13 protein-coding genes and 1 tRNA gene are annotated in these 17900 nt (G+C 39.7%); 10 read left to right on the top strand and 4 right to left on the bottom strand.

From position 1 onward, the window contains the following. Nucleotides 1-104: 104 nt before the first annotated feature. Entirely contained in the window at nucleotides 105-1253 is a 1149-nt protein-coding gene (gene bshA, locus R3E32_18385) for an N-acetyl-alpha-D-glucosaminyl L-malate synthase BshA (protein MEZ4886703.1), read from the top strand. Nucleotides 1254-1649: 396 nt separating this feature from the next. On the opposite strand, the gene paaC is transcribed toward bshA, so the two are convergent. Next, nucleotides 1650-2423 carry a 1,2-phenylacetyl-CoA epoxidase subunit PaaC gene (paaC, locus tag R3E32_18390; GenBank protein ID MEZ4886704.1) on the bottom strand — a complete coding sequence of 258 codons (774 nt, stop codon included), beginning with the start codon at nucleotides 2421-2423 and terminating at the stop codon, nucleotides 1650-1652. Between the two features lie 2 nt (nucleotides 2424-2425). Beyond that, a complete protein-coding gene (locus tag R3E32_18395; GenBank protein ID MEZ4886705.1) occupies nucleotides 2426-2806 on the bottom strand; it encodes a hypothetical protein in 381 nt (126 codons plus the stop codon). A gap of 213 nt (nucleotides 2807-3019) precedes the next feature. On the opposite strand from R3E32_18395, the gene R3E32_18400 reads away from it, so the two are divergent. Continuing rightward, a complete protein-coding gene (locus R3E32_18400; protein ID MEZ4886706.1) occupies nucleotides 3020-3532 on the top strand; it encodes a hypothetical protein in 513 nt (170 codons plus the stop codon). 2 nt (nucleotides 3533-3534) lie between these two features. On the opposite strand, the gene R3E32_18405 is transcribed toward R3E32_18400, so the two are convergent. After that, a complete protein-coding gene (locus R3E32_18405; GenBank protein ID MEZ4886707.1) occupies nucleotides 3535-4179 on the bottom strand; it encodes a porin family protein in 645 nt (214 codons plus the stop codon). An 88-nt stretch (nucleotides 4180-4267) separates the two neighbouring features. Here R3E32_18405 and R3E32_18410 point away from each other — a divergent pair, with 88 nt between their 5' ends. From R3E32_18410 to R3E32_18440, 7 genes are all read left to right on the top strand, one after another. Then, nucleotides 4268-4711 carry a hypothetical protein gene (locus tag R3E32_18410; GenBank protein ID MEZ4886708.1) on the top strand — a complete coding sequence of 148 codons (444 nt, stop codon included), beginning with the start codon at nucleotides 4268-4270 and terminating at the stop codon, nucleotides 4709-4711. Between the two features lie 121 nt (nucleotides 4712-4832). Further along, nucleotides 4833-4973 (top strand): hypothetical protein, encoded by a 141-nt coding sequence (locus tag R3E32_18415; protein MEZ4886709.1) that lies wholly within the window; start codon nucleotides 4833-4835, stop codon nucleotides 4971-4973. Nucleotides 4974-5371: 398 nt separating this feature from the next. Further along, nucleotides 5372-7561, top strand: a complete 2190-nt coding sequence (locus R3E32_18420; GenBank protein ID MEZ4886710.1) for a peptidase domain-containing ABC transporter — start codon at nucleotides 5372-5374, stop codon at nucleotides 7559-7561. A 129-nt stretch (nucleotides 7562-7690) separates the two neighbouring features. Further along, nucleotides 7691-9040 carry a hypothetical protein gene (locus tag R3E32_18425; protein ID MEZ4886711.1) on the top strand — a complete coding sequence of 450 codons (1350 nt, stop codon included), beginning with the start codon at nucleotides 7691-7693 and terminating at the stop codon, nucleotides 9038-9040. 174 nt (nucleotides 9041-9214) lie between these two features. Next, nucleotides 9215-11434 carry an FG-GAP-like repeat-containing protein gene (locus R3E32_18430; protein MEZ4886712.1) on the top strand — a complete coding sequence of 740 codons (2220 nt, stop codon included), beginning with the start codon at nucleotides 9215-9217 and terminating at the stop codon, nucleotides 11432-11434. A gap of 13 nt (nucleotides 11435-11447) precedes the next feature. Next, nucleotides 11448-12809 (top strand): lysophospholipid acyltransferase family protein, encoded by a 1362-nt coding sequence (locus tag R3E32_18435; GenBank protein ID MEZ4886713.1) that lies wholly within the window; start codon nucleotides 11448-11450, stop codon nucleotides 12807-12809. Nucleotides 12810-12934: 125 nt separating this feature from the next. Further along, nucleotides 12935-13008 (top strand) — tRNA-Thr (locus tag R3E32_18440). A gap of 85 nt (nucleotides 13009-13093) precedes the next feature. Here R3E32_18440 and R3E32_18445 read toward each other — a convergent pair. Continuing rightward, a complete protein-coding gene (locus tag R3E32_18445) occupies nucleotides 13094-14143 on the bottom strand; it encodes a proline iminopeptidase-family hydrolase (protein ID MEZ4886714.1) in 1050 nt (349 codons plus the stop codon). A 330-nt stretch (nucleotides 14144-14473) separates the two neighbouring features. Between R3E32_18445 and R3E32_18450 the strand changes: the two genes are divergently transcribed. Next, the gene (locus R3E32_18450; protein ID MEZ4886715.1) at nucleotides 14474-17890 is read left to right on the top strand and encodes a PD-(D/E)XK nuclease family protein; all 3417 of its coding nucleotides are present in this window, start codon (nucleotides 14474-14476) and stop codon (nucleotides 17888-17890) included. Nucleotides 17891-17900: the final 10 nt, after the last annotated feature.

Genomic DNA, 17900 nt, shown 5'->3' on the forward strand with positions numbered 1-17900 from the left:
AATAGGCTGAGGTGTCTATTAGCAAAGACGATGTTTAAACATAAAATACCCCAATCCGTTATTCAAAAAAGTATATCCATTCAACAAAAATCAACCTTTCTTATATGAAAATTGGTATTGTCTGTTATCCTACCTATGGCGGAAGTGGAGTTGTGGCTACCGAATTGGGCAAAGCATTGGCAAACAAGGGCCATCAAGTGCATTTTATTGCTTATGAGCAGCCCGCTCGTTTGAATTATTTTGTTGAAAATATCTATTTTCATGAGGTCAGTTTTTCCAATTACCCCTTATTTGCTTTTCCGCCTTACGAAACCGCATTGGCAAGTAAATTGGTGGATGTAGTTAAATTTCAAAAATTGGACATTTTACACGTTCATTATGCCATTCCTCATGCTTCAGCTGCTTATCTCGCTAAGAATATTTTGAAGGAACAAGGGATTGAAATTCCAGTAGTAACTACCTTACATGGTACAGACATTACACTTGTCGGCAAAGACATCACTTTTTCGCCAGTTGTGAGTTTCTCCATCAATCAATCAGACGGTGTGACAGCAGTTTCGGAAAGCCTTAGACAACAGACATACGAGTATTTTGACATCCACACAGATATTGAAGTGATTCCCAACTTTATTGATCTTAAAGCTTTTCAAAAACTCGACAAAGACCACTTCAAAAAAGCGATTGCACCACAAGGAGAACGCATTGTTATGCACATTTCCAATTTCAGGAAAGTGAAGCGCATACAGGATGTATTGGATGTATTTTATCGCATTCACCAAGTTATGCCCGCCAAACTGCTGTTGGTCGGTGATGGCCCAGAACGTAAAGCTGCGGAAGCACAGTGCCGAGATCTGAATATTTGTCACGACACCCGTTTTTTAGGTAAACAAGATGCTGTTGGTGAACTGTTGGCGATTGCAGATTTGTTTATTTTACCTTCTCAAAACGAAAGTTTTGGATTGGCTGCATTGGAGGCAATGGCTTGTGAAGTGCCTGTTATTTCGTCTAATGCAGGTGGAATTCCCGAAATCAATGTGCATGGTGAAACGGGTTTTTTGAGCGAAATTGGAGATGTAGAAGATATGGCGAAAAATGCGATTTCTATCCTAAGTAATGAAGATACATTGCTGCAATTCCGCAAAAATGCCCTCGACCAAGCACGCCGTTTCGATATTGAAGCCATATTGCCCATGTATGAAAAACATTATGAGCGGACGATTGAGAAGGTGATGGGAAGAGTTGCAGTTGGTTGAATTGTAATAAATTACTGAAATTTTGCAAAAATCTGTCTATCAACAACATTTTTCATTTTGATTCCCTACTTCAATGGTTCGGGTAGTTTTTACTAAACGCAGACACAGAGAGACGCAGGGATTTGATTATCAGATAGTTGTAAAAATCTCATTTGCTTCTTACTAACTTGATTGTCAATTCACTAGAGGAACACTACGAACCACTACCACTTAGAGAACGCATAAAAAATAAGTTCCCGATTTAGACTTTTATAGTTTCATTTAAAAATATATCAGAAGTAAGAAAATCAACTTTCTATCAACAAAAAACTATAAAAGTCTTCGTATCAATTTAGGAAGTATTTGATAAGAAACTGATATTGAGGTGCTTTTTTAATTTTTATTCTCATTTATTCCTTACCACTCCGCCGTTTCATCTATCCGATGCACCTCTGTCATTTCCTTCAATAAGGGGTGTAAATATTCGCTGTGAAAACCCTTTCTTCCACCATAAATTGGTGTAACAGAATCCACATCAGGCATTTGAAGTCCTGCCTTTTTTAGGAAAACCTCCAAATTTTGCAGCCATTCTTCCTTCAATGCCTTTTCACCTATAAAAACATTTCCCTCCTGCAATTGAGCTTCAAAATCACCTTCTTCAAAAATTCCCAAAGCGTAGGGGAAGGCTTCGTTTAGGGCAGTTTGAAGGCGAGCATGTGCCACTTCGGTAGCCCTAGCCAGTTGTTTGACCCACACATCGGCATGGAAAATATGGTATTTGATTTCGCCTCGAATTTTGGCAGACAACTGCGTCAATGGTGTAAAAGAGGAATTCATCAATGCTTGGTAGCGCAAAGCTTCGGAATAGTCAAACAACAGATGCCGAATCAAACTAAAATCATATTCTCCAATCGGCAGCTCGACCAATTGGCAACATTTGAAGTCTTTGGTCGGACGCTGAAAACCCAAAATATCAGGATCTGCTTCTCCTAAATGTTCATGCAAAATAAGGTACAATTGATAAGCATGACCAATTTTATCTTGTGCCATTGAAGAAAAAGCTATGTCTTCTTCAATCGTAGGTCCCAAGCCCGTCCACTCTGAATTGCGGTGGCCAATGATGAGCGCATCATCTGCCATTTTGTAGAGTAATTCTTTGATTGCCTGTTGAGTGTCTTTTGTCATTTCCATTTTTATTCTGATTTTAATTCATTCTGCGCCTTTTTGAAGGCCGTAATTTTGTCGCTCACTTTGAAGCCAGACGATAGTCGGTATTTTTTATCTCGATTCGTAGCAAACATGTCCTCATCTTCAATATTGAGCGCAAAAATATCTGTTGTTTTGACCACCCAAATATTAAAGCAGTCGTCTCTTCGGCCGTACTGCTCTTTCGCCAATACCAATGCCATTTCGTGGCTTGCTGCGTGTAAAGAACCAACGTGAATGTGCTGTGCTCCTCGTTTTTTTTGGACAAGTATCTCATACGTTACTCCATGTTGGTGTTCTCCCGTTTCGTTTTCGGGAGTATTTTTTTGTAAGTCAAGCCGATTAACTCTAGGGTCTAATGAATCCATAAGGTTGTTTTAAAAAATTTGCTGAAATCAAAAGTAGCAAAAAAAGGAAAATTGCAGGCTATGGGCTTGTTACTGCAAAAAATGATTTAGGCTGTTTTTTAAACATTCTTACTTCAAAATAGTCTAAAAAAACAATACCATTACTGCTGTAAAAGGTCATTTTTTGTAGCATTTTTTACTTCTACGACTTCAATTTCTCTAAAAACCACGAATATGAACAACCGTTTTCAATTCTTCACCATCTTGTTTTTCAGCTTATTATTAGGTTCTTGCAATATAACTACTGGCTTGGAAGAACCCGATATGGAAACAATCAAAGTTGACGGTGTTTGGAAATCAGAAAGCGGCAATTTGGCAAGTAACTTGCGAAAACAATTGCAGAGCAGAACTCTACAAATTTACCAAGATTTTCGTTATTCTTTGAAGGATACCGACTATGCCGCTAATGTTTCTTTGGCAGAAGGAGTTCTTGAATTTGAAAATGACTTAGATTTGAAAGGCGTTTTTCCTGTCACAATTCACCAGACATATCCTACACCAATTACTTATCAAGGAATTGCAGAAATAAACATGGAGGTAAAGCCTATAGAAATGACCATTGAATATGTACAAGTTTTTCCGAGTCAAGAAGTAGCACTTGCCCCACCTGTAGCGGAAGAAGGTTTTGGTAGCACGGAAAACTTCAATCTGGGCATCTGCAATGTCCAAAAATTTAGTATTCAGTAGACCTACTCTTGCCCTGCAAACATAAAAATAGCTCTCAAAGCAAGTGCTCGATGGCGTTGGCGAAGACATTCATTTGAAGGGGCTAAGATACTGTCACAGTTGGTACGGGTAGCTGTGATAGAGTTGGTAAAGCGGAAATTGAGTCCAAAAGTAGAAGAGAACATATAAGATACATCCACAATTCCTCCAACATCCCATTTTTTTGGAGGATAATCCCCTCCAAAGTAATCTTCTGTTTCATCCAGCCCAAATATTTCGTATTTGTTTTTCACTGAACGTCCAATTAATACTCCTGCTCCAAAAATCAGCCCTCCTTTTAGGTCGTGGTATTTCACTAGCAGCGGAATTTCGGCATAGTCCATAGTTATTTTGAAGTCAACAACCGAGTTTCTAAGTGTAGAACGACTGCCTTTCTGAGAATACAAGATTTCCATTGCAGCACTCCACCTATTGTATTCGTCCAATCCCAATTCTACTACAAAACCTCCGTTTAATCCCAATTTGTCATAACCTGCTACATCGTCTCCGTCAATTTGTGTAAAATTGAATCCTCCAACAATTCCTGCTCTAAACAATTGTTGGGCGTGTGCAGTACTATTAAAAAGGAAGCAACCAAAAAGTAAGAGTAAAAAAGATAGTTTTTTCATGTAAAGACTTAATTTGATAGTTTAGAAACAGCGTATTTTAGAAAATATGCCTTATATTGATTTTGAATCCCAAAACTAAAGAATAAACATGACTACCGTACTGATTATTATTGCTTTTCTGGTCATTTTTCCGCTATTTTGGATAGCTATTAATTATCTAACAGCTAAAATATCGGGTTGGGCAACAATGGCCAAATACTACCGAACAGATTTAAAACCCGAAGGATATGCGAAATCCATGACGAGTGGTACCGTAGGTTGGGCAAGATACAACTATGTCCTAAATATAGTTATCAATGAGGAAGGTCTATATATGTCCACAATCTCGCTATTCAGTATTGCCCATCCACCTGTTTTTATTCCGTGGGAACATATCGAATTGCGGGGGAAAGTTGATTTCTTATTGATTGTCAGACAGCGTTTGTCCGTTTTTACTCCAAGTGGCAAGCGGATTGCAAAGGTGTTGTTGTCGAGAAGTATTTTTGAAGAGGCCGAGAGAGTAATACCTGCTTCAATTGATGGAACGCATTAAAAGAAGTGCAAGGTGAAATAAGATAAAAAAAAGAGGCAAGTATTTCTAAACTACTGCCTCTTTTTTATTTGGTAAAACACCAACTTTTTCCTTATTCAATTGTACTTATTTGCCAGACAACATGAATGCTCTTAAATCGGCAAAAGACGTGAAAAGTTTTGAAGGAGAAAAAATATTGATTTTGCCTCCTATTACTTTTGATGTATTTGATGGGCTAAAAAAACTACTGGAAGGAAAGCGACCTCCTTTGAAGGAAGATTGATTTTTTGTATCAATGGGATTTACCTTTGAACAGTTTTCGGCTTGGAATTTATTTATTTTTTTCATGGAATGGACTTTTTAAAAAAGTTGTTAAAATAAAATTACAAACAGAAATATCCAAATATCATACCAAGCATGCCATTTTTTTTTTTTGACTATTAACTTGCCTATTATCAGTCTTTTTCATCTCCTTCAATTTGTGGCTATCCTCCTCTAATACAAAAAATAGCAAAGTTTTTTATGCAATAAAGCTTTATTGCACAGTTTTTGCATAACTATGACAATACACAAACATCAAGTTCAAAAAAACAAATCAAACTCAAGTCAAAACTTGAGAATGTTTGATATTTTTTTTGGAATTGAATTTAAACTCATTAATCCCCCTAAGCCAACCCATTTATGGCAAAGTTTCCCTTTTACAAACAACTTGACGCAATGGACTGCGGTCCTACTTGCTTGCGGATGATTGCCAAGCATTATGGAAAGCACTATTCTCTACAACATTTACGGGAACGAAGTCATATAGACAGAGAAGGTGTTTCACTTTTGGGTATCAGTGATGCTGCTGAAAACGTTGGTTTTCATACCTTAGCTGTTACGCTACCTTTCGATGTACTTCAAGACAAAGCCCCTCTTCCCTGTATTGCTCACTGGAAACAGAATCATTTTGTGGTTGTCCACAAAGTCACCAAAGACAAAGTATTTGTTGCTGATCCTGGACTGGGATTGGTAAGTTACAGTATTGAAGATTTTCTGAAGGGCTGGATTTCGAACCGTCAGAATGGACAGACAGAAGGTGTCGTCTTATTGCTCGAACCCACACCCGATTTCTTTGAAGCAGAAGGGCAAGAAATAGACAAGAAAAGTTTTGGTTTTCTATTTTCGTATTTCACCAAGTACAAAAAACTCATCGTCCAATTGTTGCTGTGCCTGTTTATTGGCAGCATGTTGCAATTGATATTTCCGTTTTTGACCCAATCCATCGTTGACATTGGAGTCAATACACAGGACATGAATTTTGTGTATTTGATTTTGATGGCTCAGTTGATGCTTTTTGTAGGGCGGATGTCAGTTGAGTTTATACGATCATGGATATTGCTGCACATTAGTACAAGGGTCAATATCTCGCTGATTTCGGATTTTTTGGTCAAATTGATGCGCTTACCGATTGCTTTTTTTGATACCAAAATGACCGGCGACCTTTTGCAGCGGATATGGGACCATCATAGAATTGAAAATTTCTTGACCAACTCAAGCTTCAATACACTCTTTGGAGTGGTCAATTTGCTCGTCTTCAGTTTGGTATTGGGTTTCTACAGTTCGACTATTTTACTCGTATTTTTTGGAGGAAGTATGCTCCATATTTTGTGGATATTGCTCTTTTTGAAGAAAAGGAGAGAATTGAATTTTAGGGAATTTGACCAAGCATCTGCCAATCAAAGCGCCTTGATACAGTTGGTTCAAGGGATGCAAGAAATCAAACTCAACAACTATGAAAAACAAAAACGTTGGGAATGGGAAGGGATTCAAGCCAGTCTTTTCAAAATAAAGGTGAATAGTTTGGCAGTTGAGCAGTATCAACAGGCGGGAGGAATGTTCTTCAATGAGTTGAAGAATATTTTGGTCACCTTTATTTCGGCACAAGAGGTCATCAACGGCAACATGACACTCGGTATGATGATGGCGGTTTCGTATATCATTGGACAGTTGAATTCACCCATTTTACAGATAATTGGCTTCATACAATTGGCGCAAGATGCGAAAATCAGTTTGGAGCGTTTAGGTGAAATCCATTTGCAAGCAGATGAAGAAACATCGGAAAAACCCAAATTGGCAATGCTCCCCGAAAACCGTGATTTGGTACTCGATAATTTGACTTTCCATTATGGAGGACCTCATTCTCCAAGGGTTTTGGACAATATCAACTTATTTATTCCTGAGGGGAAAATAACGGCTTTGGTAGGGACGAGTGGTAGCGGTAAAACCACGATTTTGAAACTCTTACTCAAATTTTACGAACCTACGGAGGGTAAAGTACGTATGGGAGAATTAGACATGGAGCATTTATCCAACCCTTTGTGGCGTAGCAAATGTGGTGTGGTGATGCAGGAGGGATTTATTTTTTCGGATACCATCGCCCGCAATATTGCAGTCAGCGACGAAATCATCGACAAGCGAAAGCTGCTCATGGCGGTAAAAGTTGCCAATATTCAAAGTTTTGTGGAATCTCTGCCATTGAGTTATAATACCAAAATCGGGCAAGAAGGAGTGGGGTTGAGTCAAGGGCAAAAACAACGTTTACTAATAGCAAGGGCTGTTTACAAAAATCCCGATTACTTGTTTTTTGACGAGGCAACCAACGCACTTGATGCCAACAACGAACGCATTATCATGGAAAACCTCAATCAGTTTTTCAAAGGCAGAACTGTTGTGGTAGTAGCACACCGATTGAGTACAGTTCAAAATGCTGACCAAATTGTGGTGTTGGAGAAAGGTAAAATAGTGGAAATCGGTAATCACCAAACTTTGACGGCTAAAAAAGGAGCGTATTTTCATTTGGTAAAAAATCAGTTGGAACTTGGGAATTGACTCTATTGTTATATTGTTGTATGGTTATATGGCTATATTTTTGAACTACTTATCTGCCATCAACCACAACAATTCAACAGTATAACATTTCAGCAATAAAACAGTATAACATTTCAGCAATAAAAAAACATGGAAGTCACCCGCAATACATATGAAGAAGGCATTTCACAAGCAGCTCACGAATCCGAAGCGGATAAGATAGAGTTGAGGAGTGAAGAGATGCAAGACATATTGGGCTATGTCCCACATTGGATAGTTCGATGGGGGGCGAGTGTAATATTATCTGTATTGGTATTGTTGATACTCATTTCCTATTTGGTCAAATATCCAGATGTGATTCCCGCACGAATTACTCTACAAACACAATCTCCTCCTATTCCTGTCATCTCTCGAAACAGCGGTAAGTTGATACAATTGACCGTCCAAAATGATGATATAGTGGTCAAAGACCAAATTGTTGGGATACTCAATAGCTCAACTGATACCTTAGCTGTCAAACAGCTGAAAACCCAATTGCAGAAAATGGAAGGGTTGTCCATCAATAGCAGTATTGGTAAACTTCAATTGAAGCCAGTCAATCATTTGGGGGCATTGGAAGATGTCTATGCTCAACTTTTGCGGAGCGTCAATGACTACCAAAGCTTTTTGCGAAACCAAAACCCCACTAAGCGGGTGAATGCTGTCCAAGATCAAATTGCAGCCTTCAAAAATTTGGGCGCAGAATTGGAGCGTCAAAGAGGTATTTATCAACGAAATGTAGAAATTGCAAAAGGCAATTATTACCGCTACCAGCAAGCACTCCGAACAGGTGGAGTTTCTATGGTGCAAGTAGAGCAAGCTGAAGCAGAACTCCTTCGGAATATACAATCTTTGGCCAATTTGGAGGCACGTATTCAGGAAAACAACCTGCAAATCACAAGTCAAAATACAGGCATTGTTGAGATTAACTCCAATGCCAGTGATCAAGAAAATTCGCTTCAACAAAACATCGAACAATCCCTAAGTAGTGTAAAAGCACAGTTGGCAAACTGGGAGTTGAATTACATTTTGAGGGCCTCGATTGATGGAACCGTTTCGCTGCCCGACCGCATCAAATTGCAGCAAAACATTCAAATGGCTGAGGAAGTAATGACAATTGTTCCGGTGGGTGGTGAGCAGCAAATTGTGGGTAAAATGCAGTTGCCCATATTTGGTGTGGGAAAAGTGAAGATTGGGCAAAGGGTGAACATCAAACTCGATAGCTACCCCAATACAGAATTTGGGATGCTACATACTGCTGTGGCAGACATTGCCGCTGTTCCTCGTGAAAGTTTTTATGAAGCAACAGTCTATCTTCCCGATGTCTTGATATCCAACTACAAAAAAGAACTTCCCTTCAAACAAGGAATGCAAGGAACGGCAGAGGTCATTACCGAAGATTTGCGGTTGATTGAGCGCATCTTCAATCAGATGAAGTCTATTTTTAAGAGCAATACCTAAGGATTGAATTTATGATTTTTGTTTGTTCATTGAACAAGGTGTCATATAACTTACGAACACCCAAAAAACCTCTGTGACCTTCTCTTTTTGTGTCATATTGAAAATACCTTTTGGATTGAAATGAGTAGTTTTATCATAAAACACTCTTTTGACTTAACTTGACATCAAAAAGCGATGAACTTCAACCTCATATTTTTATTCATTTTCTCCTTTGCCCTTCAACTTACACCCTTAACTGCCCAACCTCTCGACTTTCAACGCAATCGAAATACCACCGTTCAAATCCAAAATCGAGTACTCCAATATCCTTGGGCAGGAGGATTGAATACTCCTCAATTTTCGGCAATAGACTTCAATGGTGACGGCATCGAAGACCTATTTGTGTTCGATAAATCTACTAATAAGGTACTGACTTTCATCAATAAAGGCACACCCAACCAACAAAATTACATTTACACACCTGAATACGCTTTCCAATTTCCGCCTCTTCAAGATTGGGTACTGTTGAGAGATTACAATGCCGATGGAATCACTGATATTTTTACGTATAGCATTGAAGGAGCTGGAGTGAGCGTATATCGTGCCAAACGCCCTTCCTTCAATAGCCTTTCATTTGAATTGGTTTCTAATAGGTTGTTGTATCAAGGTCTAAATGGGCCTTCCAATGTATTGGTCACACGCATTGATATTCCTGCAATAGCAGACATCACAGGTGATGGAGATTTAGATATTCTGAGTTTTGACGCTTTCGGCAATTATGTAGAACACTATGAAAACCAATCACAAGAATTGACAGGAACGGCGGGTGATACGCTTTGGTTTGAAAGAGTGGACAGATGCTGGGGGAAATTTGCAGAGAATAGCAGCACCAATTCAGTAGTACTAAACAGCGAAAATTGTGGCGGAAAATCAGCTTCAAAAGTGCATACAGGTTCTACCCTATTGGCATTTGATTTGGAAGGCGACAATGACCAAGACTTGCTGATGGGCGATTTGTCCTTCAACAATTTGGTATTGCTCACCAATGGAGGTACGCCCCAAAATGCCCTCATGACCCAACAAGACACCCTTTTTCCGAGCAATGATCAATCGGTTAATATTTCCATTTTTCCTGCGGCTTATGCTTTGGACATCAACAACGATGGTTTACAGGATTTACTGACAGCACCCAATGACGTAGAATCACAAAGCACGCACCAAATATGGTCTTACTTCAACACAGGAACAGCCCAAAACCCACACTTTGAACGCCAAACCGAAGATTTTTTGACCGAAGACATGATAGATGTAGGCGAAGGTGCTTACCCCGCTTTTATAGACTTCAATGCCGACGGATTGATGGATTTTGTGGTAGGCAACAAAGGGAAGTATGACACGGAAAATCAATTTTACAAAGATGCTCATTTGACGCTTTTCCAAAATATCGGCACGCTCGAAATACCTACCTTTCAATTGGTAGATGAAGACTACTTCAATATGAGTGAACTCCATTTATTGGGATGCTATCCCACTTTTGGAGATGTGGATAGCGATGGTGACAAAGATTTGGTGGTAGGAGATGAATCGGGGCGATTACATTATTTTGAAAATACGGCTGCACTCGGTGAAGCCCTGCAATTGGAGCTACACACTTTTGAACTCTTGACCTTAGTTCCCAACGACTATTCAGCCGTTCCGTTTTTGGTGGACATAGATGGAGATGAAAAGGTGGATTTGGTGGTAGGTACTGCAAAAGGCAGGATTTTTCACTTCCGCAATTTCACCCCTTTTGGAAGCGAAACACCTATTTTTTCCATCGAAAGTGAAAAATGGGGCAATGTTTCGGTGCGGGAACCCAAATTTTCGAGGGGAAGTGCTGCGCCGATTGTCACAACTTTGGACGATACCGAAAAACTGTATTTGATTGTGCAAAGTGAAGGCGGTAATTTATCACTATTTACCGACCTCGAAAAAGATACCTTTACCTTGGTCACCAAAAACTACTCTTTCATCAACGAAGGCGGACGAGGAGGTTTGACAATTGCAGATTTAAACGGTGGTGGCGATAAAGATTTGTTGGTTGGAAATCGTCGGGGCGGAGTGGCTTTGTATTCACAAAGTCTGGTTTGGGATGCTATTGAAGGAAAGGAGAAGGAAAACGAAGTACGTATTTTTCCCAATCCTTGTACTGCAATGTGTGAAATTCGTTTGGAGGGCTTCCTCGATTTCACTTCAACAGAAACACCCATTTTTACACTCTACAACATTGAAGGTAAGCGAATAATATTGCAACCCAATTTTTCTGCCTCCCATAATTTACTGACAATTGATGTGGAAGATTTGCCGCAAGGGATGTATTTTTTTGAAGTGATGACAAAGAATAGGAGAAAAGTGGGTAAATTGTTGGTGAATTAATGATTGAAAACTTATGCTCTACGCCTTTCTAAAATTAATCTTCAAAATAACTCTTCAAGTATTTTTTCGGCAATTCAAGGTCGTTAATCGGCATTTGATTCCCAAAAAAGGCCCCTTGATTGTGGTGTCGAACCATCCGAGTACCTTCATGGATCCAATTATTGCGGCTACTTTGTTGAAGCAACAAGTTCATTTTATCGCTAAAGGAACGCTATTCAATACGGGTTTGAAAAACTGGATACTCAGCAATTTGATGAATGCTATTCCTGTGTATCGCCGTCAAGATAATGTTGAAAATCCCAATAAACTGCAGCAAAATGATGCGATTTTTGAACGGTGTTTTGAGTTTTTGGGAGAGAAAGGTACGCTGATTATTTTTCCAGAAGGCACGAGTATCAATGAGCGACGGCTGCGGGAAATCAAAACGGGAACGGCAAGGATTGCTTTGGGAGCTGAGGCAAGAAATAATTTTGAGTTGGGGGTTTCGATTTTGACAATTGGCATCAATTATAGCGATGCTTCGACTTTTCGGAGTGATGTCTGGGTGAATATTGACGAGCCTATTCAAGTGAGTGATTTTAAGGAAGCTTATCAAGAAGATGAATTTGAGGCAGTTCGGGCATTGACGGAGGTGATTCGGCAACGTTTGGAGCAAAATCTAATCATTACCGATGATGATACGGAAGATGAGTTGGTGCAGCAGATTGAAGCGATTTACAAAAATCAACTGATTGCCGATTTGGATTTAGACCCCAAAGAACACGCTTTTACGCTGACAAGGGGTATTGTGGATGCGGTGAATCATTTTGAAGAAATGGATGCGCCGAGGGTAGAGGCATTGCAAGATTCTGTGGGTAAATACATGACACAACTCAATGAATTACAATTGGAAGACCGCTTTTTGGCACAGGACAAAAAACGAAAGCGCAACATTTTTCGAGACAGTCTGTGGATGTTGGTCACGCTGATTCTTGGTTTTCCTGTGCATTTGTATGGATTTGTCAACAATTACATTCCCTATATTTTACCTTCAAAGATTGCGGCTTTACTCACCAAAGACGAGGAATATGTTGGGCCTATCAAAATGACCAGCGGAATTTTTACTTTCAGTTTTTTTTATGCCTTACAGGTTTACCTATTTCATCAGTATCTTGCTCCCAATGAATGGTGGACAGTGGCGTATGCGATGAGTTTGCCGCTTAGTGGATTTTTTGCGATAAGTTATTGGCAACATTCAGGTAAGTTCCTGAAACATTGGCGGTTAATTTCACTTTTTTACCAAAAGCCCGCAGAGATGGGTCGTTTATTGCAGCAGAGGGCGGAGATTATTGAGGTTTTGGAACAAGCGAAAGAGGAATATTTTAGCAATCAATGAATGGACATGCTGAAGCTGAAAAATGCTCGTCTCCAGTTTTTTTTCAAAAAAAAATATTTTTTTTGAAGGAACTATTTGGCGAAAAAAAGAATTGTGTATATTTGCAGCCTCTTACGAGAAAAGCAGCCGGTGTAGCTCAGCTGGCCAGAGCAGCTGATTTGTAATCAGCGGGTCGGGGGTTCGAATCCCTCCACCGGCTCCTGACAAAAATAAAAGCATAAATCGTTTTCTGTAAATGGTTTATGCTTTTTTGTTTTTTAGAATAATTCTTGAGATTTACATTTTTAATTTGTCTTAGTCCACCCACCCTGCACATCCACAATAAAGTCAATCACCCCATCCATAAAAAAATCCTGTTCGTCCCACATAGACAAATGACTACCATTGGCACAATAGAGAAAACGCCCATTTTGTACCAATTCGCTCATTTCCTTCATTTCTTCGGGGTTCATCGTGTCGTATTTGGCACCGACCATCAGCGTGGGAACGGTCAAGGTGTGTAAATCATCCCAAACACTCCAATGTTTGAGAATACCACCAGGAACAAATTCACTTGGCCCTTGCATAAATTCATACACATGTTGGTTAACGTTTTTGAAACTACGAAGAATAGGTTCGGGCCAATCCTTTGAAGGCATTTGACAGATATGTTTGGTGTAGTATTCCTCAAATACGAGGTCTTGATAGATGGGATTGTGGTAGTCGCCTTTGTTTTCAAATAGTTCCAAAGAATCTATCAAGGATTGACGCATTTGGTTCCGCAATTTGGAGTTATAGGCCTCATATTTGTCGAAATCGGCGGTCATATTGCAAATGATCAAACCTTTGAGGTTTTGCTGGTATTTTAGCGCATATTCCATTCCCAAAATACCGCCCCAAGAATTACCGAGCAGATAAAAATTGTCCTTGTTCAAGCCCAAAGCCACCCGCACCTGTTCGACTTCTTCTACAAAACGCTCTATCGTCCATAGGCTGTCGTCGTCAGGTTGGTCCGAATAGTGTGAACCGAGTTGGTCGTAGTGATAAAACTCGATTCCCGCTTTTGGGAAAAAACTCTCAAAACACTCCATGTATTCATGTGTCAAAGCAGGACCGCCATGCAAAATCAAGACCTTCATCGGGCTATTCCCAAATCGTTTTGTCCAAACCTTGTAACCTTCCTTCAATTCAATCATTTGTACACCAGCAGCTTGAAAATCGGTAGGTGTTTTGAAGTCGAGATAGTCACAGTTTTGTTCGGCTACGGATTCTTCTTTTACTGCAGGTTGTTGTTCACAAGAATGAAACAGCAGCGAGAAAAAACTGAGGAGAAATAAAATAGATTTGTGGTTCATATTGAAGGTATTTTTTGAAGCATTTGATAGACTTACAATAATAAGAAAAAAACAGTTGTTTGACAATTTTTGTAGAGTCCATAAATACCTCTTTAGTTTCGTTTCGTAAAAAATTAATCTTCCAATAAAATGCCGAAGTCTCATTTCACAATATTTGCCAAAGAACCGAAAAAGATGCGATTTCTTGTCAAAATCTTTAGAAAAAACCAATAATTCCCCCCTTTATGATAATAAAATTGGAACTTCAATAGACCACACCTTGTTGAATACTAAAAAAGTCTTACCTTTATTTAGTTATATCTATCTCTCTACAAAAGGAGCAAAAACTCCATGAACACAGCATTTCTGAAATACATTGCCGATAATATTCCCTTCAATCCTCAAACAGATGATTTGCGGACATTGAAAGACCATTGCTTCGTGTTTCCGACCAGAAGAGCAGGCGTTTACTTCAAAAAATACCTGACTGAGCGATTCCCCGATCAGTTTATTTGGAGTCCTTATGTGTTTAGCATCGTGGAGTTTACCCAGTTTCTATCCGACAAGGTGATACTCGACCCCGTAACGATGGTATTGGAACTTTACAAGATTTATCACCTTTACGAACCTGAAACCAAATTTGACAAGTTTTATCCCTGGGGACTATTGTTAATTAAAGACTTCGATGAGATAGACAAGTACATGGTGGACCACAAACAACTCTTTGCCAATCTGCGAGACATTCGCCAAATGGATGAGTTTTTTGAGATGGAAGACGAACAGTTCGAGTTTTTGAAGCAGTTTTGGAATGTATTGAACAAAGAGCAAAACACCGATCTTGAATCCGAATTTATCCGAATTTGGGAAATATTGGGTGATGTTTATGAAGAATTTAAGGAAAATCTGTTGCAAAACAATGCCGCTTACGAAGGCATGGCACAGCGTGAAATCCTCGAAAAACTCAAAAACGGTAGCCTTCAATTGCCCTTCAGTCGGATTGTTTTTGCAGGCTTCAATGCCCTTTCAACCGCCGAAGAAACCTTGTTTGACTACCTCAGTGACAAACCAATAGATGCCAAAATCTATTGGGACAGCGACGCTTACTACATGAGCAACTCCAAACAGGAGGCCAATAAATTCCTCAGTCGCTACTACCAAAAGTGGAAAGACCATCCAAAACACGATTGGACACAGCAAACCGATTTTCGATTGGCTGCCAAGAATATACACATCATCGGGATTCCCCTCAAGGTTGGTCAAGCAAAATACACAGGTCAATTGCTGCAAGGTTTGGTCGAAGAAAAGAAGTTGGAAATAAGCGAATCAGCTTTGGTATTGGGAGATGAATCACTGCTTTTTCCGATGCTCTATGCGCTGCCCAATGACATTGAGAATATCAACATTACGATGGGGTATCCCCTCAAAGACAGCCCATTGTATCGCCTCCTCGAAACACTGGTTCAATTGCAGAAAACGGCGTTGGTCACAGAGGCGGGAAGTGAGAAGCCGGAAGCGGGAAGCAGAGATGCTACCTCCAATACTTCAACTACGTCCACCGTTCCAAAAATCGCCTTTTACAGCAAGTTCATCCTCCAAATCATCAACAATCCTTATATCCAAGCATTTGACAAGGAAGGCATCAAACAATACACGGATTACATTGAGTACAATAACCTGATTTACATCAACTCCGATAGCATTTTGCAGCGGTTGAAACACCCGATTTTTCGGAATATATTCACCAAAGCCAGCTTTTTCCTCGAACTTGTTGAGGTTTTCAATGATGTATTGGTGCGTCTATTCACCCGCATCAAAGAGGAGTTGGACAAAGAGGAAGACTTAAATTCCAAAACCGAAGAAGTCACGGAGGAAGATAAAGGCAATTCTAAAAAAGCCGTTGAATTGGAGTTTATTTACCATACTTTACTGCAATTGAAAAAGTTGGAAGAAACGCTACGAAAATACCGACAAACGGTGACGAATGATACTTTTTGGAAACTATTTCGTGAAGTGATTCAAACTGTGAAATTGCCGTTTACGGGTGAGCCATTGCAGGGACTTCAAATCATGGGTTTTTTGGAAACCAGAACTTTGGACTTTAAAAACATCTTTGCACTCGGCATCAATGAAGGGGCCATTCCATCAAGCAAACCGCACCAAACTTTTATTCCCTTCAATCTTCGCAAGGGCTTCAAAATGCCCACTTTTCTAGACCAAGATGCTATTTATGCCTATCACTTTTACCACCTATTGCAACGAGCTGAAAATGTGTATTTGATTTACAATACCGAAATTGGCGATTTTGGTTCGGGTGAAAAAAGCCGTTTTCTACTGCAAATAGAACATGAGCTGGAACTGCTTGCGCCTGATATCAAGATTCAAAAACACATCATTGCTACTCCCCTGCAAAGTGGTGCGACTTCAAAAGAACCATTGGAAATTGCCAAAAATGAGGCAATCATGGCAGAATTGAATCGTTTTATTGAAGAACATCCAGAAGCTAAAGAACATGGTCTTCGGCGATTTTCACCTTCTGCACTAAGCACTTACATCACCTGTCCTGTGCAGTTTTACTTCAAACACATTGCGAACTTGTATGAATTGGAGTCTGTGAAAGAGGACATCACCAATCTCGTTTTTGGGAACATCCTCCACCACACTATTGAGTTTACTTACAATGATTTTATCTACCAACGCATCCGCCAAAAAAATTTATTAGACCGCAATAAGGTCTTGCATACGCTTCACAAACAGTTGGTGGTAAAGCAGTTTTACAGCCAAGTTTTTCGTAGCGACCAATTGGAGAAGCACAAAGATCACTTAAATCAAATAGCTCCTGACCTTGACCTGTGGTTAACGGATACGCTTCAAAAAATCAATAGCCAAGAAAGAAAATCCTTGGAACAAAAACTCAATCAGGACTTCAAACAATACCACATTACCCAACAACAGTGGAAACGCAAACTTCAACGACAAGCAAAACGCAGCATTGTCAGAGAATTTATGCACGAAGACCCAAATTTGGCAATGTTGCAGCCCGAAGATATCAAGGCTTTAAGGCTGAATGAAAAGGAATTGAAGCGAAAACTGGATGAAGCTTTTAGCGAAAGCAATTTTGATTCGCAACATTTGCAGAAAGGCAAAAATCTTTTGCTGCAGAGGGTTATCATCAATTTGGTGAAAAAGATTTTGGGACATGATGAGAAGGATGCACCTTTTAAGATTGTAGGTTTGGAATCATCGGAGGTGAAGGTGACGCTGAATATCGGCAGTAAAACAGGGGTGGACGATGACCGTGAAGTGGCTTTGAAGGGGGTCATTGATAGGGTGGATGAAATCATATTGGAAGACGGCAAGCCTGCTTTTCGGATTATTGATTATAAAACGGGAACTGTCGAATTTGTGTCGGCTACTGCTTATGGCAAGCCAGTTCCGATTGATGCTTATTTTCACAAGTATTTTGACGATCCAAAATACAAAGCGGGGTTTCAGATTTATCTCTACAGCTATCTTTATTGGCGACAAGAGCGATCTTTGGGTGTAGAAAGACCTCGTATTTTGGCGGGTATTTATTCATTGAAGGAGGTGAATAAGGGGATTCGGTATTTGAGGGGTAAAAAACTGATTGACAACAAATTTTTTGAGGCTTTTGAAGTGAGATTGAAGGAGATGCTGCAAGAGATATTTGATGAAGAACAAGATTTTGTGCAAACGGATAAGGAGGATCGGTATAAGTTTTCTCCTTACAAGCGGTTGGTCAATTTTTGATGCACCAATT

It is taken from the genome of Chitinophagales bacterium (assembly GCA_041392475.1).
GTDB lineage: Bacteria > Bacteroidota > Bacteroidia > Chitinophagales > UBA2359 > JAUHXA01.

Bases quoted from the DNA above. Each gene is read 5' to 3' on its own strand.
- bshA (MEZ4886703.1), top strand. From the start codon at position 105: ATGAAAATTGGTATTGTCTGTTATCCTACCTATGGCGGAAGTGGAGTT.
- paaC (MEZ4886704.1), bottom strand. From the start codon at position 2,423: ATGGAAATGACAAAAGACACTCAACAGGCAATCAAAGAATTACTCTAC.
- R3E32_18395 (MEZ4886705.1), bottom strand. From the start codon at position 2,806: ATGGATTCATTAGACCCTAGAGTTAATCGGCTTGACTTACAAAAAAAT.
- R3E32_18400 (MEZ4886706.1), top strand. From the start codon at position 3,020: ATGAACAACCGTTTTCAATTCTTCACCATCTTGTTTTTCAGCTTATTA.
- R3E32_18405 (MEZ4886707.1), bottom strand. From the start codon at position 4,179: ATGAAAAAACTATCTTTTTTACTCTTACTTTTTGGTTGCTTCCTTTTT.
- R3E32_18410 (MEZ4886708.1), top strand. From the start codon at position 4,268: ATGACTACCGTACTGATTATTATTGCTTTTCTGGTCATTTTTCCGCTA.
- R3E32_18415 (MEZ4886709.1), top strand. From the start codon at position 4,833: ATGAATGCTCTTAAATCGGCAAAAGACGTGAAAAGTTTTGAAGGAGAA.
- R3E32_18420 (MEZ4886710.1), top strand. From the start codon at position 5,372: ATGGCAAAGTTTCCCTTTTACAAACAACTTGACGCAATGGACTGCGGT.
- R3E32_18425 (MEZ4886711.1), top strand. From the start codon at position 7,691: ATGGAAGTCACCCGCAATACATATGAAGAAGGCATTTCACAAGCAGCT.
- R3E32_18430 (MEZ4886712.1), top strand. From the start codon at position 9,215: ATGAACTTCAACCTCATATTTTTATTCATTTTCTCCTTTGCCCTTCAA.
- R3E32_18435 (MEZ4886713.1), top strand. From the start codon at position 11,448: ATGCTCTACGCCTTTCTAAAATTAATCTTCAAAATAACTCTTCAAGTA.
- R3E32_18445 (MEZ4886714.1), bottom strand. From the start codon at position 14,143: ATGAACCACAAATCTATTTTATTTCTCCTCAGTTTTTTCTCGCTGCTG.
- R3E32_18450 (MEZ4886715.1), top strand. From the start codon at position 14,474: ATGAACACAGCATTTCTGAAATACATTGCCGATAATATTCCCTTCAAT.